The organism is Staphylococcus sp. GDY8P72P (assembly GCF_016890655.1).
Taxonomy (GTDB): Bacteria; Bacillota; Bacilli; order Staphylococcales; family Staphylococcaceae; genus Staphylococcus; species Staphylococcus arlettae.
This window is the reverse complement of sequence record NZ_JAFEQJ010000020.1, coordinates 24,787-49,531: the sequence shown is the minus strand read 5'-3', so window position 1 is coordinate 49,531 and position 24,745 is coordinate 24,787. Positions and strand designations below refer to the sequence as shown.

Sequence of the window (24,745 nt, the reverse complement as noted above, 5' to 3'; positions counted from 1 at the left end):
GAGAGGGGGAGTTAGATGAAGAAGTTCAAATTACTTATTATCACGATTGCACTTGCTGTTGTGTTAGCTGGGTGTAGTAGTGCAGAAGGTATTTATTCAGATAAAGGACAAGTATTTAGAAAAGTAATACCACAAGATATGGCATCATTAGATACAGCAATGGTCACAGACACAGTGTCATTTGATATTTTCAATCAAGTTTACGAAGGCTTATATTCGTTGAATGATAAAGATGAAGCCATTCCAGGTGTAGCAAAAGAGCTGCCTAAAGAAAGTAACGGTGGTAAAACATTAACTATTAAATTACGAAAAGACGCTAAATGGTCTAATGGAGATAAAGTAACAGCACATGATTTTGTTTATTCTTGGCAACGAGCACTTAAGCCGGATACAGCTGCAGAGTATGCTTACATAATGTATGATATTAAAAATGCAGAAGAAGTTAATTTAGGTAAAAAAGATGTCGATGAATTAGGGGTTAAAGCTGTAGATGATTATACGTTAAAAGTAGAATTAACAAAACCGATACCTTATATAAATGAATTGTTTGCTTTTGGTATTTTCATGCCACAAAATGAAAAAGCTGTAAAAAAATACGGTGAACAATATGGTACTACTGCTGAAAAATCTGTGTACAATGGTCCATTTAAAGTGAAAAATTGGAAAGTTGAAGATAAGATTGAATTAGAAAAAAATGAAAATTATTGGGATAAGAAGAAAGTACATTTAGATAGAGCGAACTATAAAATACTAAAAGATCAACAAGCTGGTTCGGCATTATATGATACAGGTTCAGTTGATGATACATTAATTACAGCAGACCAAGTAGAAAAATATGAAGAGGAGGAAGGGTTACAAAAACGATTAAAAGCAAGTACATTTTATATGAAAATGAATCAACAAACTGTACCTGCATTTAAAAATAAAGATATGCGATTAGCTATAGCCAAAGCTATAAATAAAGAAGGTTATGTGAATTCAGTTAAAAACAATGGCTCTAAAGCTATGGATGGTTTTACATCAAGTTTAACCGCTAAAACACCAAACGTTGAAGATTTTGCGAAAACTATCGATTCTCCATTAAGCTTTGATCCAAAGGAAGCTCAAAAGCATTATGACAAAGCGAAAAAAGAATTAGGCATTAAAAATTTAACATTCACTATGAATACAGAGGATACTCCGGACGCTAAGATTTCAGCAGAATATATTAAAGCACAAGTTGAAAAAAATCTTCCAGGAGTAACATTGAAAATTAAACAATTACCGTTTAAACAGCGTGTCAATCGAGAAAAGACTGAAAATTATGAAGCGTCTTATTCCGGTTGGGGACCTGACTATCCAGATCCGTTAACATACTTAAATATTATGACAACAGGTAATGGGCAAAATAACACCGGTTGGGGTAGTAAGGAATATGACCAGTTAGTAAAAGACGCTAATGGAAAATTATTGAAAAAACCGGAAGAGCGTAATGCGGCAATGAAAAAAGCTGAGGAAATTTTATTAAATGATGCACCAATTGCACCTGTTTATCAACAAGGTGAAGCACATTTAACAAATCCACAAGTTAAAGGATTGGTATATCACCAAATTGGTGGGGATACATCATTGAAAAATGTCAAAATAGATAAAAGTATTGACCGTGAAACTGGTGAAAAGAAATAGACTAATCTAAGAACGTATTACTTTTAACGTTTCTTATAAACTAGTTAATAACGGTATAACGCCTGAAACATTAATAATGTTTCAGGGGTTATTGTTTTGCTATAGGTTTATCTTTTACGTCCTAAGCCCATTGCTTTTTCCATTTTCTTCAATGTTTTGAACGACGCTTTTTGAGCCTTGTCACGGCCTTCATCTAAAATTTCATCTAATTGGTCTGAGTTGTAGAAGGCATTGTAGCGCTCTTGGAAATCAGTTAAGAATTGTTTCACTACTTCTGATAAATCTACTTTAAATGTCCCGTAACCTGCATCTTTATAACGTTCAACAAGTGCGTCGACAGATTCATCAGTAAGGCTAGAATAAATAGATAATAAGTTAGAAATTCCCGGTTTATTCTCTCGATCAAATTTAATAATACCATCAGAGTCAGTTACTGCACTTTTAATTTTCTTAGCAGCTACATTCGGCTCATCTAATAATGAGATAAAGTTTTTCTGATTATCATCACTTTTACTCATTTTTCTTGTAGGGTCCTGTAAGCTCATTACACGACCTCCAACTTTTGGCATGCGTATTTCTGGTTTGACTAAAATATCATTGAAGCGCGTATTGAAACGATCAACTAAATTACGAGTTAATTCAATATGTTGTTTTTGATCATCGCCAACAGGGACAATATTCGTATTATAAATAACGATATCAGCTGCCATAAGTGGTGGATATGTGAGTAATCCTGCTGGAATACCTTCAGTTTGCTTTTGAGCTTTGTCTTTAAATTGCGTCATTCGTTCTAACTCACCAATAGATGCAATTGTAGTTAACATCCAACTTGCTTGGACATGCGCAGGAACTTCTGATTGAATAAATAACGTTGATTTTTCCGGATCAATGCCTGAAGCAAGATATATTGCAGCGAGTTGTCTAATTTGTTTGCGTAATTTTAATCGGTCTTGAGCAACTGTAATTGCATGTTGATCTACGATGCAGAAAAAACAATCATAATCATCTTGAACTTCGCCAAATTGTTTTAATGCACCAATGTAATTCCCAAGGGTTGGAATACCACTTGGTTGGATACCTGAAAATAATGTTTCCATTTGTGTGATGCCTACTTTCTAATTTATTAATAACTTTGCATTCATTATAACAGTATTTTAATCATTTGTAAGTTATGTTAAACTAGATATATACTCCAGTTTTAGTGTTAAAGGTCACATGAGATTTAAGAATTTTTAAAAAGTTTTTAGAAAAATTGTGAATTTCTCATTTAATTTTAATGTTGAAGGGGTATACTAACGTATGTAAGGTTAAGAAAGATAAAAATCATTACGATACAATAACTTCTTAATCATATAAATAATGTGAACAATGAATTTTATTCATGAAAATAGGAGAGTGAGATGTATGGTAACATTATTTACTTCACCAAGTTGCACATCTTGCCGTAAAGCGAAAGCATGGTTACAAGAACATGACATTCCGTATACGGAGCGAAACATTTTTTCTGAGCACCTAACAATTGATGAAATTAAACAAATTTTAAAAATGACTGAAGATGGAACAGATGAAATTATTTCTACGCGTTCAAAAACATATCAAAAGTTGAATGTTGATATTGACGCGCTACCACTTCAAGATTTATATGCAATTATCCAAGATAATCCTGGCTTATTACGTCGTCCTATCATTTTAGATGATAAACGTTTACAGGTAGGATACAACGAAGATGAAATCAGACGTTTCTTACCACGTAAAGTACGTACTTTCCAATTGCAAGAAGCACAACGTCTAGTTGATTAAGTATACATTAAAAGAAGTAACGTTATAAAAAATAGAAATTGTGAATGAATTGTGAAATTCAAAAAAACAGCACTATAAATAAGTGCTGTTTTTTTGGTATATAGTAGGGTATATGTTATTATAAGAAATCGATAGATGATAGTAAAATTTAATCAAACAAAACGATTGTAATTCTTACTACGTTCTAATACAATATGGTTACTATTCATCGACTGTAAGGAGTGAGATGATATGAGAATAGAGCGTGTTGACGATACAACAGTGAAGTTATTTATAACTTATAGTGACATTGAAGCTAGAGGATTTAAACGCGAAGATTTATGGACTAATCGTAAGCGTGGCGAAGAATTCTTTTGGAATATGATGGAAGAAGTAAATGAAGAAGAAGATTTTGTCGTAGAAGGTCCATTATGGATTCAAGTTCATGCTTTTGAAAAAGGCGTAGAAGTTACCATTTCTAAATCGAAAAACGAAGATTTAATGAATATGTCTGACGATGAAGCCAATGAGCAATTAGATTATCAAGTAAGCGATATTTTATCACAAACGTTTGACCAAGATGACAGCCTAGAAGAATTGCTTGAACAAAAAGCACAACAATCAACTAGTAATCAGCAAGAACAAAAAGAACACAAACAACAAAATGTTCGTACTGTAATTGTAAAATTCAATGACTTTGAAGAAGTAATTAGTTATGCACATCAACATAATATCGTTATCAATGAATTTGAAGACTTACTGTTCAGTCTTAATAATCAATATTATTATGCTATGTACTTCGATGAAAGTGTAGAGCAAGAAATTATTAATGATTGCTATAGTCAATTGTTAGAATTTGCACATCCTACAGACAAGTCAGAAGTATATTTAAATGATTATGCGAAAATTATTATGAGTCATAACGTGACTTCTCAAGTACGTCGTTATTTTCCTGATACAGTAGAATAAAATAAATACAGTATAGACAAATAAGCCATAGTTTTATGGCTTATTTTTTTGCCTTTAAAAGTAATTCGATGAGTAGCGTCGTGTATCCTTATGAGGTGAAAAAATGTATTATGCTAAACAAAATAACGGATCATTGATAACTGCACATGAAGCACAAAGAGGTAGTGCTTATTTTTGTCCGCATTGTGCTGAAACAGTAGTATTACGACAAGGAACAGTTAAAAGAGCTCATTTCACACATATTAAACGAAATTGTCGACCTAATCATAGTGGGGAAACGCTGACACACTATAAAGCGAAATATCGTTTAGCGCAAGACTTACAATTATTAGGTTATGAGGTGCAAATCGAACCACAAATACGCCAAGGTTCACAAATACCGGATTTATTACTAAATAATAAAGTAGTAGTGGAACTACAATTTTCCAACATTACGCTAGTTGAACTACAACGCCGTACTTCAAATTATGAATTACTTGGTTACATGGTTTGTTGGGTAGTTTTGTTACCTACAGTAAAGTATAACTATTTTAAATTAACGGATTTTCAAAGTGCTTGTATTCAGCCTCAATTACGTAGATTATTTGCGTGGCATCCAACTAGTGAACGATTATACGTAATAACACAAATTATGGCATACGGTCATAACAAGTTTAAAGGGGTCTATAATAAGTTAAACCAATTTACGTTCAATAACTGTTCAGAGCAACAAAGAGTATCAACTGCTAAAATCCCTGAGCAAAGTATATTAAAGTATTTGCAATTTTGTCGCAAAAGGAAGTCAGTGTTAGAACCGACATTAAGTTTAATGTATCAATTACAACTTACAGAACAATGGGTAGCTAAGCATTTAGGTCATGTATATCCTGAGCAACTATTAATAAAAACCCACCCTGTTTTATGGCAATTACGTTATATTTACGAATTACAACTACCTAATTTTCAAGTAACACAAGTGGTGAATAGTTTAAAGAGACGTACATTTGCTACGCCAAATATTAATACTACAAAAGAGTTACAACGTTTGATAAATCGATTTGCTCAGCATTATAAAACTAGTAAACAATATAACGTGCAAAATTAGACGTGTCATGAGAAAATTATAACAATTAGATTTCTAGGAGGTTTAGAAAGTTATGAGTCAACAATTAACAAGAGAAGAACAAGAAACTAAATATCCTGAGTATACATGGGATTTAACAACAATCTTTGAATCAGATGATGCTTTTGAAGCAGCATTCGCTGAGGTTGAATCATATTTAGGTCAAGAAGAACAATTTAAAGGGCATTTAGCAGATAGTGCTGAAACACTATACCAAGCATTAGCTCTAGAACAAGAAGTTGGTTCCAAATTGGAAAAAGTGTATGTATATGCGCATTTAAAACAAGATCAAGATACTGCAAATGATAAATACACTGGTTTAGAATCAAGAGCACACCAACTCATTATTAAATTTAATGCTAGTTGGAGCTTTTTAGTGCCTGAAATTTTACAAATAGATGAAGCACAAATACAAAGTTATATTGAAGCGTATGAACCTTTACAACAATTTGCATTTGATTTGAAATTAATTAATGAAAAGCGCCCTCACGTGTTAAGTGCAGATAAGGAAAAATTACTGTCTCAAGCACAAGATGCCTTGTCTACGCCGAATAATGTCTATGGTATGTTTAGTAATGCAGATTTAGAGTTTGAAGACGCTGTTGATAGTGAAGGTAATAAACATCCATTAACACAAGGTACATTTATTAAATGTTTAGAGTCGGATGATAGAGTGTTACGTCAATCAGCATACAATAATTTATACAATAAATATGGTGCCTATAATAATACGTTAAGTGCAACCTTAGCAGGCGAAGTAAAAACAAGTATATTTAATGCGCGCTCACATAATTATCAAACAGCAAGAGAAGCAGCTTTAAGTAATAATCACATTCCAGAGGAAGTTTATGACAACCTAGTGAAAACAGTTCATAAATATTTACCACTATTACATCGTTATACTGAACTGCGTAAATCATTATTAGAATTAGATGATATGAAAATGTATGATCTTTATACGCCGTTGGTAAAAGATGTTAAATTTGATATGCCATATGAAGAAGCTAAGTCATGGATGATAAAGGCATTGGAACCAATGGGCGAAGAATATATGAATGTAGTAAAAGAAGGCTTGAACAATCGTTGGGTGGACGTTTACGAAAATAAAGGCAAACGTTCTGGTGGTTATTCTTCTGGTGCTCATTTGACTAATCCGTTTATTTTACTCAACTGGTCAAATACTGTTTCTGATTTATATACACTTGTTCATGAATTTGGCCATTCTGTACACAGTTATTTCAGTCGTAAGCATCAACCTGCTAACGCTAGTGATTATACTATTTTCGTAGCAGAGGTAGCATCGACATGTAATGAAGCATTATTGAGTGATTACATGGATAAACATTTGGATGACGATAGACGTTTATTACTACTCAACCAAGAATTAGAGCGCTTCCGTGCTACATTATTCCGCCAAACAATGTTTGCTGAATTTGAACATAAAATTCACCAAATTGAAGAAGCGGGAGAACCTTTAACAGCAACTCGTATGAATGAAGAATATGCAGCATTGAATAAACTATACTTCGGTGATGCAGTAGAAACTGACGAACATATTAGTAAAGAATGGTCACGCATACCTCATTTCTATATGAATTATTATGTATATCAATATGCTACTGGTTATAGTGCAGCCCAAAGTTTAAGCCATCAAATTTTAACAGAAGGGCAACCCGCAGTAGAACGCTATATTAATGAGTTCTTGAAAAAAGGTAGTTCCGACTATCCAATTGAAATACTAAAAAATGCGGGTGTTGATATGACATCACCAGAGCCAATTGAGCAAGCATGTGAAGTATTTGAACAAAAATTAGATGCATTTGAAAAACTTATGAAAGCTTAATATGAATGAATTCGTTTTCAATTTGACGAGTTTGTGACAAATTTAATTTATTCAGTTTAAATGGTTGAAAAGGGGGGGAGGGCGTGTTATATTATGTACATGAAATTAATCACATAACAAACATACCCCTTTGTTTGAAGTGAGAAATTTCTCCCATCCCCTTTGTTTAGCGCCGTGTAATCAGACACGGCGTTTTTTTATGTCTTTTTTTACTACTTAAGCATTTCTCTTTGACTTCTTTTAAGAAAAGTCTTATATTTAACTTGTATTTAAAATAGTTACAAGTAGGAGGCGTTCATATGAAAATAGCTGTAGTAGGAGCGAATGGGAAAGCCGGTAAATTGATTACTGAAGAAGCAATAAACAGGGGATTTGATGTGTCAGCAATAGTAAGAAATAACAATAAAACAATTGCTTCACAAGTAATTCAAAAAGATTTGTTTGACTTAAATCAAGATGACGTAGCGCCATTTGATGTTATCGTCAATGCCTTTGGTCAACCAGACCCACATAAACAATACGAACATAGTCAAGCGATAGCGCATTTGACAAGTTTAATAGCTAATAGTCCCACACGTTTTATTGTCGTAGGTGGTGCAGGTAGTTTGTATGTAGATGCTGATCATAAAATAAAATTAATAGATACACCAGAGTTTCCAGAACAATTTAAGGCTACTGCTCAAGCACAAGGCAAGACATTAGAGGAGCTGAAAAACCAATCTAATGTACAATGGACATTCGTAAGTCCAGCTCCAGACTTTCAATACGAAGGTAACCGTACAGGAGAATATCGTATAAGCAACGATGAAGTTATCGGTGATTATGTAAGCTATGCTGATTTTGCGATAGCGATTGTCGATGAAATTGCTAATGCACATTATGTACAACAGCGTTTTGCAGTATTTGCAAAATAATAAAATTGTATATAAAAAAATCCCGCAAGCGCTATGGACGCTAGCGGGATTTTTTTGGTTCATAATTTGGCTCTCCAAAATGTTCCTTTTGGATCACGTAATTTTTCTATTTTTTGTTGCAATGCTAATTTTTTAAGTTCTTTATTTAATACCTTTTCGGGCCATTCATAAATTGTTAGGAGTTCCTCTTTGGTTACGAGTTGTTGTTGTTGAATATATTCTTCTAACTTTGGAGGTAATTCTTTTTCTATTGATGTGCCCATCAATTCATTTATGATATAAGTATAAATATGATAAGGATACAAACCTTCTACTTTCAAGCCTTCTTCATGTACATCTTCACTAAAGAAAACTAATGAAGGCGCTTCGTTTATATCCATTTCTCGTGCAATGTGTAAATCAACTTGCAAGCTTTCTTTTAGTACTTTATTGTGTAAGTCTTCTTTGAACACATCGTAATCTATACCAGCATTATTTATACAATCATTGACCATACCCTCAGTAATAATATCTTTTTTTGTGATTATTTCATTTTGTACAAGGTGTATGAACCTTTCTGCACGCAATCTACCTTGTAATTCAGCTGCTTTATAAGCTAGTGCAATATTATCTAAATCAGAAGTACTTTGAGCTTGGCATTTCGTTAAAACTCTTAAAGATGGGTTTAGAATATGTCTAATTCGGATATATTGCTTATATTCAAGGCGCAATTTAGACAGAATTGCAGATAGTTTGAAACAATCTGTACTGAATGGATCGAAAAATGAATAAATTTCTATTTTACTTACAGGTGAAAGATTGGCATCTTCACGACTATTAGCATGTATCATTTTTAATTCTCCAGTCATGTGTTTTCACCTACAATTAATTTTCGGAATTTACCATATGATTAGCAGTTAGACGTAGACGTTCATATAAATAATCACCTACACCTGCAGGAAACTGAGCTGCTGTAATTGCAGTAGCCATATTTTCTAGCCAAGCATCACGTTCGAATGTCGTGATAGTAAAATCTAAATGACGTCTTTTAAGCATTGGATGTCCGTGCTCTTGTGAATAGAGACTTGGACCACCTAAAAATTGGGTCAGAAACTGTTTTTGTTTACGGCTCGTTTCTTCAAAATCTCCAGGAAATAAATGGTTTATACGTTGGTCTTTTGCTACAAGCATATAAAAGTGATCAATCATGTTGTATAAAGCTTCAGAACCGATAATTTCATAAGGTGTTTGAGTCATTGTTATCACCATATTTCATTTATATATTAATAATATAACATGAATATTTACATATGAAAGTAATTCGACTTTTAGGAGAATTGTCCGTGTTTATTATTGCAACCCTTCTTTACGGTTAAAGAAACGTTGTACTTTATTATCGGGTGTGACAGCATCGATATCATGTTCTGCTAATAACGCATGAAATTGTGCCAAACCTGAGTTATACTCTTGGACTTCATATTCTAATTCATAATCAGTTGTATTTAGGTAAGTACTTTTATCTAGGACTAATAGATTATTGTCTATCTCTCGTTCTAAACGTTCAGTGGTAAGTGAACCTAATATTACTAGTGATTCGATATCAATATGCATTTGCGATAAAACGTCTTTGATATCTTGAGGCAGTTGAGAAGGAGGTAGTGGTGCGTTAATTTCAGGTTGTACAGTAGTATCGAAGTTATATTCTAATAATCCTACTGCGGCTGGAACTTTTAACGTCATTTCATTGTGTTGGTCTTTTACACGAATGCGCAATGCACAACGTTGTGCTTTTAATTGAAAATCTGGTGTGTCTATATAATGATTCGTTTGTGAAAATGGTGTCTCATTTTTAAAGTAAAAATCTGTTAAATTGTCGTATTGTGTTGCTGTTAATAATTGTTTGAATTCAATTTCATTATTTGTAGCCAAAATAATTCACTCCTCGGCTTTTATTATGCAAAATTTTGTTGTAGATTTAAAGTAATCCGAAAAAATAATACTATATATACATAATAAATCTTTAAAAAAGTTGGATTTCATAATAGTCATGTGACGTGTTATGTAATAGGAAATTATGTTAAACTAATGAAGAATAAGGAGGAACAAGCATGCGTATTTATGTTAACGAAATCAAAATTACAGATGATAGCATTCTTTGCTATACCGAAGAATCAATAGAAGGATTACAAGAAGCAGGACAAATGCTTGTTGATAGTGATAATCATGCCTTCGCACATATTTTAGATAATGGGGAATCTTATACATACCTTATTTTTGTACAAGAAACATGGTCGATGTTACACGAAAATAAAGGTAAAAAAATAATAGTTAATGACACGTTAGAATTAACAGAATTTAATAACGAACTAACTTACATATTAGAAAATATTAAGGGTAATTCAAATTATGGTAAGGAGTTTGTTTCAGTAGTTGAAGACACGTTTGAATTAGAGTGAAGCGGAGTGAGACGCAATGAATCAATGGGATCAGTTTTTAGCTCCATATAAACAAGCTGTAGATGAATTAAAAATAAAGTTAAAGGGTTTACGTAAACAATACGAAGTTGGTGAACAAGCATCACCAATTGAATTTGTCACTGGTAGGGTTAAACCTATGACTAGTATTATCGACAAAGCGAATAAGCGACATATCCCTTTTGATCGATTACATGAAGAAATGTATGATATAGCAGGTTTACGTATGATGTGTCAGTTTGTGGATGATATTGATGTTGTGGTTAATCTACTAAGGCAACGTAAAGATTTTAATGTTGTTGAAGAACGTGATTATATTAGTAATACTAAGCAAAGTGGTTATCGTTCATATCACGTGATTATTGAATATCCAATAGAAACACTGTCAGGTAAAAAAAGAATATTGGCTGAAATACAAATCCGTACATTAGCGATGAATTTTTGGGCGACGATTGAACATACATTGCGTTATAAATATGATAGTGATTATCCGCCTGAGATCCAACATAGGCTTGAACGTGCGGCTGAAGCGGCATTTTTATTAGATGAAGAAATGTCGGAAATTAAAGATGAGATTCAAGAGGCACAACAATATTATTCCAAAAAGCGAGCGAAAAAACATAACAATGACTAGTGAGGTGTATATCCATGCGTTATACAATATTATCTAAAGGCGATTCTAAATCTAATGCCTTAAAGCATAAAATGATAAACCATATGGAAGACTTTAATATGGTAGAAGATGAAGACAACCCAGAAATTGTAATTTCTGTAGGTGGAGATGGCACCTTACTTCAAGCATTTCATAAATATAGTCATATGTTATCACGTTGCGCTTTTGTCGGGGTACATACTGGGCATCTCGGCTTTTATGCAGATTGGTTACCACATGAAGTAGAAAAATTAATAATAGAAATTAATAATTCACAATTCCAAGTAATTGAATATCCATTGTTAGAAATCATAGTGCGATATAATGACAATGGTTATGAAACAAGATATTTAGCGTTAAATGAAGCGACAATGAAAACTGAAAATGGTTCAACGTTAGTTGTGGACGTAAATATACGTGGTAAGCAATTTGAACGTTTTAGAGGTGATGGATTATGTGTATCTACACCTTCAGGTTCAACAGCTTATAATAAAGCACTTGGTGGTGCACTTATTCATCCATCTTTAGAGGCAATGCAAATAGCAGAAATTGCATCTATAAATAATAGAGTATTTAGAACAGTAGGTTCACCATTAGTCTTACCTAAACATCATACTTGTTTAATTACACCTGTGAACCATGACACTATTTTAACAACAATTGATCATGTAAGTATAAAACATAAGAATGTCAATGCCATTCAATTTCGAGTTGCGAATGAAAAAGTGCGATTTGCTAGATTTAGACCATTTCCATTTTGGAAGAGAGTGCATGATTCATTCATTTCTAGTGAGGACGATATTTGATGAAATTTGTCTACCGAATCTTTCGTAATGAAATGCTGAAAGATTTTTTACACAGACATTTATACTCACGTAAGACGATAAGCGCCATTAAAAATAATGGCGCTTTAGTTGTTAATAATGAGCATGTAACGGTAAGAAAAAAATTAACTGAAGGTGATGAGTTAGTTGTTTGTTTGCCTCAGGAACAACCGAGTTTCAATTTACAGCCTTATCATTCACCATTAACTATTTTATTTGAAGATGATTATATTCTTATTGTATCGAAATCAGCGAATCAAAATATTGCACCTTCTAGAGAACACTTACATCAAAGTTTAGTAGAACAAGTGCTTGCATATTTACAGCAATCTTTCACACGCTATGTGCCACATATCGTTACACGGTTAGATCGTAATACTTCAGGTATTGTTATATTTACGAAACATGGGTATATTCATCATTTAATGTCTGAAACGCAAATAGATAAGCGTTATTTATGTATTTGTATGGGTAAAGTACAGGATAATGGAATAATCAAAGCACCGATAAAGAGGCATCCTGACAGTATTATTCAAAGGATGGTAGATCCAACTGGTAAATACGCAGAAACACATTTTAAATGTTTAGCTTCTACAGACAACTTTAGTTTATGTCAGGTCAAGTTACTAACTGGAAGGACACATCAAATTAGAGTTCACTTTCAGCATATAGGTCATCCACTAGTAGGAGATGGGTTATATGGGGGGATAACATCCCGTTATCATCATCAACTACTACAATGTATGCGTGTTTCCTTCACGCATCCTATTACGCAACAAATCATTACAATTGAAGATCAAACAGATAAACTTACTACTATTTATAATATGCTATAATTTTAAATATATTCTGGAGGTGTCGACTATGAATAATGAGAATGAAACAATCACACTAGATGATGAAAACGTATATAATAAAGTTTTACTTGATGATTTATTGTTACAAAATCATATAGATGAATTTAGAACTGAATTTTTAACAATGCATACATATGAACAAAGTGAGTATTTTGAAGATAGCGAGGATGAAATTCGACAACGTATATTTGAAGTCTTATCTCCAGAAGAAGTAGCTAATTTTTTCGATCAATTAGAAATTGATGAAGAAGAGTATGAAGCACTTTTTGATACGATGAATGCATCCTATGCCAGTCATGTGTTAGAAGATATGTCATATGATAATGCTGTAGACATAATGAACAATTTATCAAAACAAAAAATAGTCAGCCTCTTAACTTTAATGAATAAAGATGATGCCAAAGAAATAAAAGCATTGCTGCATTATGAAGAAGACACTGCCGGCGGTATCATGACTACTGAATATATTTCGTTAAAGGCTACTATGCCAGTGAAAGAAGCATTGATGCACGTTAAAGAACAAGCTCCAGACGCAGAAACCATTTATGTAATTTTCGCAGTGAATGATGATAAACAATTGGTTGGTGTATTGTCATTAAGGGATTTAATTATTGCTGAAAATGATGCATATATTGAAGATATTATGAGTGAACGTGTTATTAGTGCAAATGTAGCTGATGACCAAGAAGACGTAGCACAAAAAATGCGAGATTATGATTTTATAGCTATGCCGGTTGTCGATTATCAAGATCATCTTCTTGGTATTATTACCATTGATGATATTTTAGATGTAATAGATGAAGAAGCAAGCGAAGACTACTCACGTTTAGCAGGTGTTAGTGACGTCGATGCTACGAATGATTCTGTTACCAAAACTGCTTTAAAGCGTTTGCCTTGGCTTATTATATTAACATTTCTAGGTATGATAACTGCCACAATATTAGGCTCATTTGAAGACACATTATCACAAGTTGCACTATTAGCAGCTTTTATTCCAATTATTAGTGGCATGTCAGGTAATTCTGGTACACAATCGTTAGCCGTTTCAGTACGTAATATATCAACTGGTGAAATTGATGAACAAAGTAAATTCAAAGTGGCATTACGAGAAACTGGAAGTGGATTTTTAAGTGGTTTAGTATGTGCTGCTATTCTATTAATGATTATTATTGTCCTGTACCAACAACCTATTTTAGGGCTTATTGTTGCAAGTAGCTTAACTATAGCGATGACAGTAGGAACGTTAGTTGGTTCAATGATACCTCTAGTTATGAACAAACTTAATATTGATCCGGCAGTTGCTAGTGGGCCGTTTATTACAACAATTAATGATATCGTAAGTATGCTAATTTACTTTGGCCTAGCGACGTCATTCATGTCTTATTTATTATAGGAGGCAATATGGAATTTGTATCACTTGTTATAGTTGTTTTAGCAGCATTTTTAACACCTATTATTGTCAACAGACTTAATATTACTTTTATTCCAGTCGTCGTTGCTGAAATACTTATGGGTATTGTGATTGGTAACTCTTTTCTGAATCTTGTAGAAAGAGATGCTATGCTTAATATTTTGTCGACATTAGGATTTATCTTTTTAATGTTTTTAAGTGGATTAGAAATAGACTTTACTGCCTTTAAAAAAGATTCTAAAAAAGGTAGTAATAGTAAAAATGAGAAGAAAAAAGTGCCGGGACATTTACAATTGGCTGTTACTGTCTTTATGTTTATTATGATAATTTCAATTGTCTTTGCCTATCTCTTTAAGTGGTTTGGATTGATAGATGACGTCTTGTTAATGATTATTATTATTTCGACAATCTCATTAGGCGTCGTTGTACCTACATTAAAAGAAATGAACATTATGAGAACGACTATTGGACAGTTTATCTTACTCGTTGCTGTCTTAGCAGATTTGGTTACTATGATTTTATTAACAGCATATGGCACAATTCATGCTTCACATAGTGGTTCTATTTGGTTAATTAGCACATTAGTTGTGTTTACAGTTGTCTTTTATTTAATCGGTGGCGTATTCAAGAAAGCGCAGTTTTTACAAAAGTTAATGGACGGTACTACCCAAATCGGTATTAGAGCAGTATTTGCGCTAATCATATTATTAGTAGCATTAGCAGAAGGTGCTGGTGCAGAAAATATTTTGGGTGCGTTTCTAGCCGGTGTCGTTGTTTCCTTGTTAAAACCAGACGAAGATTTAGTGGAAAAATTAGATTCCTTTGGTTACGGTTTCTTCATACCAATATTCTTTATAATGGTTGGGGTAGATTTAAACATCCCTTCTTTAATAAAAGAACCGTCACTGTTAATTATTATTCCGTTATTAATGGCAGCTTTTTTAGTGTCAAAATTAATTCCGGTCTTTTATATAAGACGTTGGTTTGATCAAAAAACCACGATTTCTACAGCATTTTTATTAACGTCAACATTATCATTGGTTATTGCTTCGGCAAAAATTGCGGAACAATTAGGAACAATCACACCAGAAATTTCAGGCATTTTAATTTTAAGTGCTGTTATTACATGTGTATTCGTGCCGATCGTATTTAAAAAAATGTTCCCAATGCCTGAAGAAGCAACACGCAAAATTGAGGTCAGTATGATTGGAAAGAACCAATTAACGATACCAATTGCTCAAAATTTAGCATCTCAGTTATACCAAGTTTCATTGTACTATCGAACAGATTTAAGTGATAAACGTAAATTAGCTGATGAGATATCTATGATTGAAATTGCTGATTATGAAGCGGACATGTTAGATAGATTAGGTTTGTTCAAAAGAAATATCGTTGTCTGCTCTACTAATGACGATGATATTAACAAAAAGGTAGCGTTAATGGCTAAAGAACGAGGCGTTGAACGTGTTATTTGTCGTTTGGAAAGTAATACCGATGATCAAGAATTACGTGCACAAGGTATTGAAATCTTTAGTAGTTATTTAAGTAATAAAATTTTGCTTAAAGGTCTAATTGAAACACCTAATATGTTAAATATCTTAAGTAATGTAGAAACTTCATTATACGAAATTGCGATGTTGAATCATAAATATGATCAAATACAATTACGTAACTTCCCATTCGATGGCGATATTATTTTTGTAAGAATTATTCGTAATAATGAATCTATCGTACCTCATGGTGATACGCAATTACGTTATCGTGATAGACTAATTGTAACTGGCTCTAAAGAATATGTAGATGAATTAAAACGAGAATTAGAATTTTATTATTAACAACGCCCATGTCCAGTAGGCGACTTACTTAACATAATACAAATTAAATAATTAAATTAATGTATTTAATTGTTCAGTTAAATGTAGCAATGTTAAAATAATTACTGGTATAATTAAGTAATATAATGTGGATTGTACTAAACAATCATTGAAGTGAAATCAATTTATATAAATTAAAGGAGTTAGTCTAATGTTTAATTTGGAAAATAAAACGTATGTTATTATGGGTATTGCGAATAAACGTAGTATTGGTTTTGGTGTGGCAAAAGTGCTAGATGAATTAGGTGCTAAACTAGTATTTACATATCGTAAAGAGCGTAGTAAAAAAGAATTAGAGCGTCTAGTTGAGCAATTAAACCAAACTGAAACACATATGTATCAAGTTGATGTACAAAACGATGAAGATGTCGTTGCAGGATTTGCTAAAATTGGCGAAGAAGTAGGACACATTGATGGTGTATATCACTCTATCGCATTCGGTAATGTTGAAGACTTACGTGGCCGTTTTTCTGATACATCAAGAGATGGTTTCTTATTAGCGCAAGATATTAGTTCATACTCATTAACGATTGTAGCTCGAGAAGCTAAAAAATTAATGACTGAGGGTGGTAGTATTGTTGCTACTACGTATATCGGTGGAGAATATGCTGTACCTAATTACAATGTAATGGGAGTAGCTAAAGCTAGTTTAGAAGCTAATGTACGCTACTTAGCAGCGGATTTGGGTGAAGATAATATTCGTGTTAATGCTATCTCTGCAGGTCCAATTCGTACATTAAGTGCTAAAGGGGTCGGCGGTTTCAATACTATTCTTAAAGAAATTGAAGAACGCGCACCGTTAAAACGTAATGTAACTCAAGAAGAAGTGGGTAAAACAGCTGCATACTTATTAAGTGATTTTGCAAGTGGTGTTACTGGTGAAAACATTCATGTAGATAGCGGCTATCATGCAATAAAATAATAAAGTGTAAAACGTTGGTGCATGCACCAACGTTTTTTATATATGAACTGATGATAAAAAGAGGCTAAGATAATAAAGAGGACCAATCCATATAAGGATTAGTCCTCTTATTTTACGAATGGGGATTTAAGTCCATCCGTTAATCATGCACAGTAGATTGTGCTTTATCTATAATTTTTTGTCTATAGTTGAAAATATTTCTAACAATACATTTAATTACTGCATATAATGGTACAGCAATAAGTATTAGCATAAAGCCTCCTAAATTACCTGCAGCTAAAATCACTACAATGATAGTTAATGGGTGAATATTTAAAGATTTACCCATAACGTTAGGTGTTATGACATTTCCTTCTAATTGTTGTGCAATTAATGTAATGATACAAACCCAAATAAATGTAGAAGGGCTTTGAATAATTGCGATAATACCTGCTGGTGCAAACGCCATCCAAGGACCTAGGAATGGGATCATATTTGCTACAATCGCGAACATTACTAATAATAGTGTGTAATTTAAACCTAAAATAGAATAGCCGATATATAAGATTAGTCCCAAAATTAAACTTACTGTTACTTGACCTTGGATATAAGATTTTACAGTTTCGTTTAAATCTTTCAATAAATCTACAACAAATACTTTGCGTTCACCTTTAAAAATGCGTGCAATAAATGGTATAAAACGCTCATGATCTTTTAACATATAGATTAAGAAAAATGGAACCATAATTAATAAGAACATTGTTGAAATAATAGAAGTAATATAACTTAATGAATTAGATAAAATATCAGCAACGTTATCACCCATAGAGCCAACAACTTTATTGATTCTTTCCGTAACATCTGACGGCAAGCGTTCCATTTGGTTTAATGAAAATTGGATAATATTTTGTACTTCATTTTGTAACATAGGGATTTGTTGGATCAAATTATCAATTTGTTCTACAATCATTGGACCTACAATACCGACGATGATGCCGATAACAATGATTAACCCGATAAAGATAATTGTGATACTTCCCCAACGTGGTACATTATATTTCTCTAAAATCTTTTGAAAAGGAAGACATAGATAGAATAAAAAACCACTTAATAACAATGGTAGAAGTACAGATTGTAAAATAATGATAAACGGTATGAAGATGGAATGAACTTCCATTACTAATTTAATTAGTATAAATAGGATTATTAATGCAATCCCAGTTCTAAACCATACTTTATTTAACATAGAACTGTCCTCCTAAAGCAATAATAGATTACACTTTAGTATAGCTTATAACGTGGCACAACAAAAGACAAAAATAGAACCATTCATAAATCTACAATTAATGAATGGAAAAGTAAAAAATATCCATTGTGCAAGCGCTTACATATGTGTATAATAATAAGCATTATATCACGCAAATACTGTGATATGACAAGGGGGATAAAATGATGTTAGAAAATTTTGTTGCATGGCTTAATGAATTAGTATGGAGTAAACCGCTAGTTTATGGTTTGTTGTTAACCGGTGTAATATTTTCGTTTATGATGCGTTTTGTTCAAATTAGACATTTTAAAGAAATGATAAGGTTGATGTTTCAAGGTGAGAAATCACCTACTGGGATATCAAGTTTCCAAGCGATTGCTTTATCTTTAGCAGGACGTGTGGGAACAGGTAATATTGTAGGTGTATCTACAGCTATTTTTATTGGGGGCCCTGGTGCAGTATTTTGGATGTGGGCGTCAGCGTTCTTAGGTGCGAGTAGTGCCTTTATAGAATCGACATTAGGTCAGATCTACAAACGTGAAGAAAAAGGGGAATATCGTGGTGGACCTGCTTTCTACATTGAATATGGAATGAAAGGTAAAATTGGGAAAATTTATGGTTTAATATTCGCGATTGTTACAGTAATTTCGGTAGGGCTTTTGCTACCAGGTGTTCAATCAAATGCAATTGCAAGTTCAATGAAAAATGCTTTTGGTTTTGATGCATGGATAATAGCTATAGCTTTAGCTGTGTTATTAGCGTTAATTATTTTCGGTGGTATTAAATGGATTGCTAATGCTGCCACTGCTATCGTACCTTTCATGGCGATTGCGTACATTTTAATAGCAGTTATTATTATCATTATAAATATCGAACATGTACCAGCTTTATTTGCGTTAATTTTTAAATCAGCATTCGGAATGGAAGCTGCTTTTGGTGGCATTGTAGGGGCTATGATTGAAATTGGAGTGAAACGTGGACTCTACTCAAATGAAGCAGGACAAGGTACAGGGCCTCATGCGGCTTCGGCTGCTGAAGTGTCTCATCCTGCCAAACAAGGATTAGTACAATCATTTTCTGTTTATGTTGATACATTGTTTGTCTGTACAGCTACAGCACTTATTATTTTATTATCTGGCACTTACAATGTTACTGATGGTAAAACAAATAGTGATGGTGGTCCGAGACTTATTGAAAATAACGAAATTTTTGTACCTATGGCTAATGGTGACAAAGATTATTCTGGTACTGCAATGTATGCACAAGCTGGTATTGATAAAGCATTCCAAGGTAGTTCATATCATTTCGATCCAGCATTTTCTGGTATTGGGTCGTACTTTATAGCGATTGCATTATTCTTCTTTGCTTTTACTACAATATTAGCGTATTACTATATTGCAGAAACCAATATAACCTATCTTACAAAAAATAAAAATTATTCCAACACATTCTTTTGGATTAACGTCACACGTATAATTTTAATAGCTGCAACTATTTTTGGTGCCGTTAAAACTGCAGAGGCTGCTTGGGGTATGGGTGATCTAGGTGTTGGCTTAATGGCATGGTTAAACATCATAGCTATATGGATATTACATCGCCCAGCAATCAATGCTTTGAAAGATTATGAGCGACAAAAGAAAAAATTGGGTTCAGGTAAGCAAGCGATATATAAACCAGATAAGAATGAAGTGCCTAACGCAGTATTTTGGCACTATGATTATCCTGAACGGCTTGAAAAAGAACGACAAAAAGAGTAAATCTATACAATTTAATACTAGTCAGTATATTTGAAAATACTGCGTCTCTTGGTACAATGGCGTTAAGAAAACTAGGAGGCGCATATTTTTATGACCGAGTTTCAAGCAGGAAGCGTAAATGAAATTAACTTTCCCAGTAAAATATTAGAGAGGGATATTAAGTTGTCTATTTATTTACCCAAAGACTATACAGCCTTATTTAAATATAAAGTAGTATTTTGCTTTGATGGTAAAGACTTTTATAGTTTTGGACAAATTCATAGAACTTATGAAAAATTAAGAGCAAACAATGAAGTAGAAAGAGCGATATTTGTTGGATTTAACTATGAATCGGTAGATAAAAGAAGAGCAGAGTTTCACCCACAAGGTGAGCGTACACCTTTAACAGTTAAAGCTATGGCTCAAGAAATATTACCGTATATAGATCAACAATTTCCAACTTATAAAGTAGGTAATGGACGACTACTACTTGGAGATAGTTTAGCAGCCAGTGTTGCTTTAATAACGGCGTTAACTTATCCACGCGTGTTTAGCCAAGTAGGTATGCTTAGTCCACAACATGACGACGTGATTACAACATTGGTGCAAAGATGTCAATTTACTGACATTTTAACAGTTTGGCATACTGTAGGATTAGAGGAGGCCGATTTTGCCTTACCAACAACTGGTAAAAGAGCCGATTTTTTAACGCCTAATAGAGCATTGAATCAATTATTAGCAACACAGGAAATGACCTATTACTATCAAGAATTTGATGGTGGTCATCGTTGGAAATCTTGGAAACCATTATTAGCTGATACACTTACTTATTTTTTATCAGATAATATTTCTTTTTAATAAAAACTAAAAATTGAAGTTAAATAAAGTTTAAAGTAACGAATTTTTCTGAAATTTGCTATAATGGTAATATGTTAAACAAAGGAGGAATTTCAATGATTTTAGGATTAGCATTAATTCCGTCAAAAGCATTTCAAGATGAAGTAAATGCTTACCGTAAGCGTTATGATTCACATTATGCGACAATTATGCCGCATATTACAATTAAAGGGCAATTTGAGATTAAAGATGAAGATTTCGAAGCTGTTAAAGAAGATATTAAATCACGTCTAGAAGGGCTTCAACCAATCGATGTGCATGCAACTAAGGCTTCTAGCTTTGCACCGATAAATAATGTTATTTATTTTAAAGTGCAAAAAACAGATGAAATTCAAAACTTGTTTGATCAATTTAATAATGGTGATTTTTATGGACAACCTGATCATCCGTTTGTTCCACATTTTACAATTGCTCAAGGATTAACAAGTCAAGAATTCGAAGATATTTATGGACAAGTTAAATTAGCAGGTATTGATTATAAAGAAACTATTGATCAAGTTTCTTTAGTGAAATATGATGATGAAGCTGAAAAGTGGAAAGTTGAAGATACTTTTAATTTAGCTTAATTGTAAATTATCCTCATAGAGACTAACAATGTTAGCTCTAGTGAAATAAAAGGTATTATTGCAATAAAACCTAATTGAAATAATACTTGATTAGGCTAGACTGTCGACAAAGTTTCCGGCTTTGTTGGCAGTTTTTTTGTGCACGCTTTCCGCGAGCACTGCCTCAGCCTGTAGTCTTCGGCGAGCGCTATTACCACAGGAGTCGGCCAAAATCGCTACCAAAATTAATCATTGTATTTAAATCTTAAATATACATTAGTAAATATAAAGAAGGGGAGATATGGGTCAAGGCGTTTCCGCTCAGCAGTTTCACAATAAGAAGCATTTAAATAGCAACTATGTAATTATAAAAAACACGGTCGTAAAATTTAATAGTGTTAACTAAATTTTACGACCGTGACTTTTATATACGTTAAAACATTATTGATTGTCAGTAGTACTTTATATTAAATTTTTGCGGTTTTTTATAAAGTAGAGCGCATAAAAGACTGCTAAAAATAAAAAGACTAGTGCTGAAAAATAAAATGTATTGTTAACACTATGCGTGAACTCTTTAATAAGTCCGCCACATAACGGACCAATCATAGAACCGAAACCTTGAACACTATTAAAAACTCCCCAAGTTTCTTCTTGTTCTTCAGGATTAATGTGACCTGCCATAAATGTATTCCATGCAGGTAGTAGTAGACCGTACATTAAACCGATGAAAACAGCGAGTCCCCATACTATATAAATATTAGTAATAAGAGATAATGCAAAAATTAATAATGCATACAATGTGAAGCCACCGATGATTACACTATAGGTAAACAGTCTTCCATTATTATCTATTAATTTTGACAGAATAAGCATTGAAATGGCACAGCCAATGCCACCAATAATAAGTGCAATGGTGTATTCAACAGTTGATACGCCAACAACTTTTGTTGCATAAATAGGTAAAATTGGGACTAATGCAGTAATTGCTGCACCTTGTAGTAAAATACCTGGAAATAGCAGCATATGCTTTTTAGTTACATTTTTAATTTGTGTGATTTGTTGGGCTACTGGTTTCGTATTGTAATTTGTTAATCTGATTTTTACGAAATAATATAATACCCATGCGACTAAAACCATGAGTGACATCATAAAGGCAAAATTCGTTGGATGGAATTTAAAGATAATATTCATTGAGACCATACCAACTAATAAACCTAGCAACCAAGAAAAATAAACATAGCCCATTTGTTTGCCACGATTTTTTTCTTCAACACTAGCTAACATTATGACCCAAATTGGACTAACAGAGATTCCTAGTAAAATTGCACTAGCAATTAAGACAATTGGATTTGTTGGAAACCAAATAACTAGAAATAAGCTGAAAAAGGCAAGTAAGAAACCTAATGTTAATACTACTTTAGTACCTAATCGTTTGAGTAAAAAGCCAATGACAAAATTGGTTGCAGCGTCTGCTATAAAATGAATAGAAATAGCGATAGATGTAACACCTACCGCTATGGAAGTTGCAGTTGGAAGTAGTGATAAATAACTCAATATATACATTCCTCGGGCAAATTCCATTAAAAATAATATTATAAGCATGATTATGAAATTTTTATTGTGTGCGTAATTATTTAACGAAGAGCTTTGCATATAAAGGAACCTTTCCATATACTTCCTCATATTGACTAGAATGATGCATGAGGTCTAGTAAATCTTTACATAACTTATAAGTTGAATATGTTACTCTAGAGTCGTCCATTTGTTGTGACATCATTGCTAAAGCGTCAGGCTGTGATGTTAACTCTGCAACATACGAGATAGCATCATTTGGTGTATAAGCGATCTTACCGAATCCTTTGGCTTCAAAATAATGTGCGTTTTCTAACTCTTGACCTGGTGCTGGATCTAAGAAAATCATAGGAATTTGTCTCGTCAGTGCTTCAGAAATAGTTATACCCCCTGGCTTAGTAATCATCAATTGACTCGAAGCCATCCACTCATTCATATGTTGAGTATAACCTAAAATTAACACATTATTATAGTCTTTAAATTGTGCCGTTAAGCTACGTTTTAATTCTTTACTTTTACCACAAATCATAACTATTTGAGATTGTGGACTTTGGATAAGCATATCTTTAATCATCTGACCGAAACCAGTAGAAACACCAAAAGCGCCTGCTGACATTAATATAGTAGGTTTATCAGGATCTAAGTGATTGCTACTTAACCACTCACTTTTATCGATAGCTGCCTCAAATTTATCAGAGATAGGAATACCCGTTACTTTGATGTTATTTTTAGGAACACCAATAGATGCAAATTCTTCTTTTAAGTCCTCAGTAGCTAAATAATATCTTTCAGAATGAGGGGTAATCCAATTTTTATGCATTTTATAGTCAGTCATTACTGTGGCAACAGGAATATTAATGTTAAATTGTTCAGTCAATACTGACATAACCGGAGTAGGGAATGTTAGTAAAATTAAATCCGGTTTTTCTTTTAATAATAAATTTATTAATTTATTTAAGCCGTAATATTTATAAAAACATTTGTCTAACTCCTCAGGTCGACTATAATAAAATGATTTATACATGTTTCTAAAATACTTAAAACTATTGATATACCATTTTTTACATATAGAAGTTAATAAAGGGTGAGCTTCTAAAAATAAATCATGTTCAATTACAGTTAGGTTATCAAGGTTCATAGCATTAAATTCATTCACGATACTTTGCGTAACTTGTAGATGACCATTACCAAATGAACCAGTAATTATCAATAATTTTTTCTTTTGAGTAACCATGAAAGCCACCCTCCAATAATGTAGTGTGATGCATAATTATTTTATCGTAATTTTAAGCAGTGCGAAAGAAAAAAACGCAATTAAAGAAGATTATATCATTTTACAAGTTGATGTAAAATGATTCATACTAGTTTAAGTATATATAAGTTACAATGAAATCTATTTTTATAAGTATAGATTAGCATTAATAAAGTAAAATGTATCGTCAGATTCATTATAATAAGCAAATTATAGAAAGACTTAACATATG

The 24,745-nt window shown here is 32.8% G+C and carries 23 protein-coding genes; 16 read left to right on the top strand and 7 right to left on the bottom strand.

What is annotated here, in order from left to right:
- The first annotated feature begins 15 nt into the window (after nt 1-15).
- Nucleotides 16-1,665 (top strand): peptide ABC transporter substrate-binding protein, encoded by a 1,650-nt coding sequence (locus JVU85_RS09270; protein WP_204172361.1) that lies wholly within the window; start codon nt 16-18, stop codon nt 1,663-1,665.
- Between the two features lie 107 nt (nt 1,666-1,772).
- Here the strand turns inward: JVU85_RS09270 and trpS are convergent, their stop codons facing one another.
- On the bottom strand, nt 1,773-2,762 hold the full coding sequence (gene trpS, locus JVU85_RS09265) for a tryptophan--tRNA ligase (RefSeq protein WP_204172359.1): 990 nt from the start codon (nt 2,760-2,762) through the stop codon (nt 1,773-1,775).
- A gap of 307 nt (nt 2,763-3,069) precedes the next feature.
- Between trpS and spxA the strand changes: the two genes are divergently transcribed.
- The 5 genes from spxA (at nt 3,070) to JVU85_RS09240 (ending at nt 8,272) form a co-directional block, all read left to right on the top strand.
- Entirely contained in the window at nt 3,070-3,465 is a 396-nt protein-coding gene (gene spxA / locus JVU85_RS09260) for a transcriptional regulator SpxA (RefSeq protein WP_021458876.1), read from the top strand.
- A gap of 231 nt (nt 3,466-3,696) precedes the next feature.
- Nucleotides 3,697-4,413 carry an adaptor protein MecA gene (gene mecA, locus JVU85_RS09255; protein ID WP_002510167.1) on the top strand — a complete coding sequence of 239 codons (717 nt, stop codon included), beginning with the start codon at nt 3,697-3,699 and terminating at the stop codon, nt 4,411-4,413.
- A gap of 103 nt (nt 4,414-4,516) precedes the next feature.
- The gene (locus JVU85_RS09250) at nt 4,517-5,497 is read left to right on the top strand and encodes a competence protein CoiA (RefSeq protein ID WP_002510166.1); all 981 of its coding nucleotides are present in this window, start codon (nt 4,517-4,519) and stop codon (nt 5,495-5,497) included.
- 52 nt (nt 5,498-5,549) lie between these two features.
- The gene (gene pepF / locus JVU85_RS09245) at nt 5,550-7,358 is read left to right on the top strand and encodes an oligoendopeptidase F (protein ID WP_204172357.1); all 1,809 of its coding nucleotides are present in this window, start codon (nt 5,550-5,552) and stop codon (nt 7,356-7,358) included.
- A gap of 299 nt (nt 7,359-7,657) precedes the next feature.
- Nucleotides 7,658-8,272, top strand: coding sequence for an NAD(P)-dependent oxidoreductase (locus JVU85_RS09240; protein WP_002510164.1), 615 nt, complete (start codon nt 7,658-7,660; stop codon nt 8,270-8,272).
- A gap of 59 nt (nt 8,273-8,331) precedes the next feature.
- Here the strand turns inward: JVU85_RS09240 and yjbH are convergent, their stop codons facing one another.
- The 3 genes from yjbH to JVU85_RS09225 form a co-directional block, all read right to left on the bottom strand.
- Nucleotides 8,332-9,120, bottom strand: coding sequence for a protease adaptor protein YjbH (gene yjbH / locus JVU85_RS09235; RefSeq protein ID WP_002510163.1), 789 nt, complete (start codon nt 9,118-9,120; stop codon nt 8,332-8,334).
- A 16-nt stretch (nt 9,121-9,136) separates the two neighbouring features.
- Nucleotides 9,137-9,508 (bottom strand): truncated hemoglobin YjbI, encoded by a 372-nt coding sequence (locus tag JVU85_RS09230; RefSeq protein WP_002510162.1) that lies wholly within the window; start codon nt 9,506-9,508, stop codon nt 9,137-9,139.
- Nucleotides 9,509-9,601: 93 nt separating this feature from the next.
- Nucleotides 9,602-10,180, bottom strand: a complete 579-nt coding sequence (locus tag JVU85_RS09225) for a CYTH domain-containing protein (RefSeq protein ID WP_002510161.1) — start codon at nt 10,178-10,180, stop codon at nt 9,602-9,604.
- A 179-nt stretch (nt 10,181-10,359) separates the two neighbouring features.
- Between JVU85_RS09225 and JVU85_RS09220 the strand changes: the two genes are divergently transcribed.
- The 7 genes from JVU85_RS09220 (at nt 10,360) to fabI (ending at nt 17,265) form a co-directional block, all read left to right on the top strand.
- A complete protein-coding gene (locus JVU85_RS09220; protein WP_002510160.1) occupies nt 10,360-10,707 on the top strand; it encodes a UPF0738 family protein in 348 nt (115 codons plus the stop codon).
- Between the two features lie 16 nt (nt 10,708-10,723).
- Entirely contained in the window at nt 10,724-11,359 is a 636-nt protein-coding gene (yjbM, locus tag JVU85_RS09215; protein ID WP_002510159.1) for a GTP diphosphokinase, read from the top strand.
- Between the two features lie 14 nt (nt 11,360-11,373).
- Nucleotides 11,374-12,183: an NAD kinase gene (locus JVU85_RS09210; protein ID WP_002510158.1), complete on the top strand. Its 810-nt coding sequence runs from the start codon at nt 11,374-11,376 to the stop codon at nt 12,181-12,183.
- Nucleotides 12,183-13,037 (top strand): RluA family pseudouridine synthase, encoded by an 855-nt coding sequence (locus JVU85_RS09205; protein WP_002510157.1) that lies wholly within the window; start codon nt 12,183-12,185, stop codon nt 13,035-13,037. The genes JVU85_RS09210 and JVU85_RS09205 overlap by 1 nt, the downstream gene beginning before the upstream one ends.
- Before the next feature lie 28 nt (nt 13,038-13,065).
- Nucleotides 13,066-14,451 carry a magnesium transporter gene (gene mgtE, locus JVU85_RS09200; protein ID WP_002510156.1) on the top strand — a complete coding sequence of 462 codons (1,386 nt, stop codon included), beginning with the start codon at nt 13,066-13,068 and terminating at the stop codon, nt 14,449-14,451.
- 8 nt (nt 14,452-14,459) lie between these two features.
- Nucleotides 14,460-16,304: a monovalent cation:proton antiporter family protein gene (locus tag JVU85_RS09195; protein WP_002510155.1), complete on the top strand. Its 1,845-nt coding sequence runs from the start codon at nt 14,460-14,462 to the stop codon at nt 16,302-16,304.
- 190 nt (nt 16,305-16,494) lie between these two features.
- Nucleotides 16,495-17,265 carry an enoyl-ACP reductase FabI gene (fabI, locus tag JVU85_RS09190; RefSeq protein WP_002510154.1) on the top strand — a complete coding sequence of 257 codons (771 nt, stop codon included), beginning with the start codon at nt 16,495-16,497 and terminating at the stop codon, nt 17,263-17,265.
- 139 nt (nt 17,266-17,404) lie between these two features.
- On the opposite strand, the gene cozEa is transcribed toward fabI, so the two are convergent.
- Nucleotides 17,405-18,490 carry a lipoteichoic acid biosynthesis protein CozEa gene (gene cozEa, locus JVU85_RS09185; protein WP_002510153.1) on the bottom strand — a complete coding sequence of 362 codons (1,086 nt, stop codon included), beginning with the start codon at nt 18,488-18,490 and terminating at the stop codon, nt 17,405-17,407.
- Nucleotides 18,491-18,696: 206 nt separating this feature from the next.
- On the opposite strand from cozEa, the gene JVU85_RS09180 reads away from it, so the two are divergent.
- From JVU85_RS09180 to JVU85_RS09170, 3 genes are all read left to right on the top strand, one after another.
- Entirely contained in the window at nt 18,697-20,268 is a 1,572-nt protein-coding gene (locus JVU85_RS09180; protein WP_002510152.1) for an alanine/glycine:cation symporter family protein, read from the top strand.
- 90 nt (nt 20,269-20,358) lie between these two features.
- Complete coding sequence (locus JVU85_RS09175) at nt 20,359-21,105, top strand: esterase family protein (protein WP_002510151.1); 747 nt, start codon at nt 20,359-20,361, stop codon at nt 21,103-21,105.
- Nucleotides 21,106-21,200: 95 nt separating this feature from the next.
- Nucleotides 21,201-21,710 (top strand): YjcG family protein, encoded by a 510-nt coding sequence (locus tag JVU85_RS09170; protein ID WP_002510150.1) that lies wholly within the window; start codon nt 21,201-21,203, stop codon nt 21,708-21,710.
- Nucleotides 21,711-22,151: 441 nt separating this feature from the next.
- Here the strand turns inward: JVU85_RS09170 and ltaA are convergent, their stop codons facing one another.
- The gene (gene ltaA / locus JVU85_RS09165) at nt 22,152-23,342 is read right to left on the bottom strand and encodes a lipoteichoic acid biosynthesis MFS flippase LtaA (protein ID WP_204172377.1); all 1,191 of its coding nucleotides are present in this window, start codon (nt 23,340-23,342) and stop codon (nt 22,152-22,154) included.
- Nucleotides 23,320-24,495, bottom strand: a complete 1,176-nt coding sequence (locus tag JVU85_RS09160) for a diglucosyl diacylglycerol synthase (RefSeq protein ID WP_002510148.1) — start codon at nt 24,493-24,495, stop codon at nt 23,320-23,322. Before JVU85_RS09160 ends, ltaA begins: the two co-directional genes overlap by 23 nt.
- Between the last annotated feature and the right edge of the window lie 250 nt (nt 24,496-24,745).

Coding starts and splice junctions, on each gene's coding strand:
- JVU85_RS09270 (WP_204172361.1), top strand. CDS start 16: ATGAAGAAGTTCAAATTACTTATTATCACGATTGCACTTGCTGTTGTG.
- ltaA (WP_204172377.1), bottom strand. CDS start 23,342: ATGCAAAGCTCTTCGTTAAATAATTACGCACACAATAAAAATTTCATA.
- fabI (WP_002510154.1), top strand. CDS start 16,495: ATGTTTAATTTGGAAAATAAAACGTATGTTATTATGGGTATTGCGAAT.
- pepF (WP_204172357.1), top strand. CDS start 5,550: ATGAGTCAACAATTAACAAGAGAAGAACAAGAAACTAAATATCCTGAG.
- JVU85_RS09240 (WP_002510164.1), top strand. CDS start 7,658: ATGAAAATAGCTGTAGTAGGAGCGAATGGGAAAGCCGGTAAATTGATT.
- trpS (WP_204172359.1), bottom strand. CDS start 2,762: ATGGAAACATTATTTTCAGGTATCCAACCAAGTGGTATTCCAACCCTT.
- JVU85_RS09170 (WP_002510150.1), top strand. CDS start 21,201: ATGATTTTAGGATTAGCATTAATTCCGTCAAAAGCATTTCAAGATGAA.
- mecA (WP_002510167.1), top strand. CDS start 3,697: ATGAGAATAGAGCGTGTTGACGATACAACAGTGAAGTTATTTATAACT.
- JVU85_RS09205 (WP_002510157.1), top strand. CDS start 12,183: ATGAAATTTGTCTACCGAATCTTTCGTAATGAAATGCTGAAAGATTTT.
- spxA (WP_021458876.1), top strand. CDS start 3,070: ATGGTAACATTATTTACTTCACCAAGTTGCACATCTTGCCGTAAAGCG.
- yjbM (WP_002510159.1), top strand. CDS start 10,724: ATGAATCAATGGGATCAGTTTTTAGCTCCATATAAACAAGCTGTAGAT.
- JVU85_RS09210 (WP_002510158.1), top strand. CDS start 11,374: ATGCGTTATACAATATTATCTAAAGGCGATTCTAAATCTAATGCCTTA.
- cozEa (WP_002510153.1), bottom strand. CDS start 18,490: ATGTTAAATAAAGTATGGTTTAGAACTGGGATTGCATTAATAATCCTA.
- mgtE (WP_002510156.1), top strand. CDS start 13,066: ATGAATAATGAGAATGAAACAATCACACTAGATGATGAAAACGTATAT.
- JVU85_RS09220 (WP_002510160.1), top strand. CDS start 10,360: ATGCGTATTTATGTTAACGAAATCAAAATTACAGATGATAGCATTCTT.
- JVU85_RS09195 (WP_002510155.1), top strand. CDS start 14,460: ATGGAATTTGTATCACTTGTTATAGTTGTTTTAGCAGCATTTTTAACA.
- JVU85_RS09180 (WP_002510152.1), top strand. CDS start 18,697: ATGTTAGAAAATTTTGTTGCATGGCTTAATGAATTAGTATGGAGTAAA.
- JVU85_RS09230 (WP_002510162.1), bottom strand. CDS start 9,508: ATGACTCAAACACCTTATGAAATTATCGGTTCTGAAGCTTTATACAAC.
- JVU85_RS09250 (WP_002510166.1), top strand. CDS start 4,517: ATGTATTATGCTAAACAAAATAACGGATCATTGATAACTGCACATGAA.
- JVU85_RS09160 (WP_002510148.1), bottom strand. CDS start 24,495: ATGGTTACTCAAAAGAAAAAATTATTGATAATTACTGGTTCATTTGGT.
- JVU85_RS09175 (WP_002510151.1), top strand. CDS start 20,359: ATGACCGAGTTTCAAGCAGGAAGCGTAAATGAAATTAACTTTCCCAGT.
- yjbH (WP_002510163.1), bottom strand. CDS start 9,120: ATGACTGGAGAATTAAAAATGATACATGCTAATAGTCGTGAAGATGCC.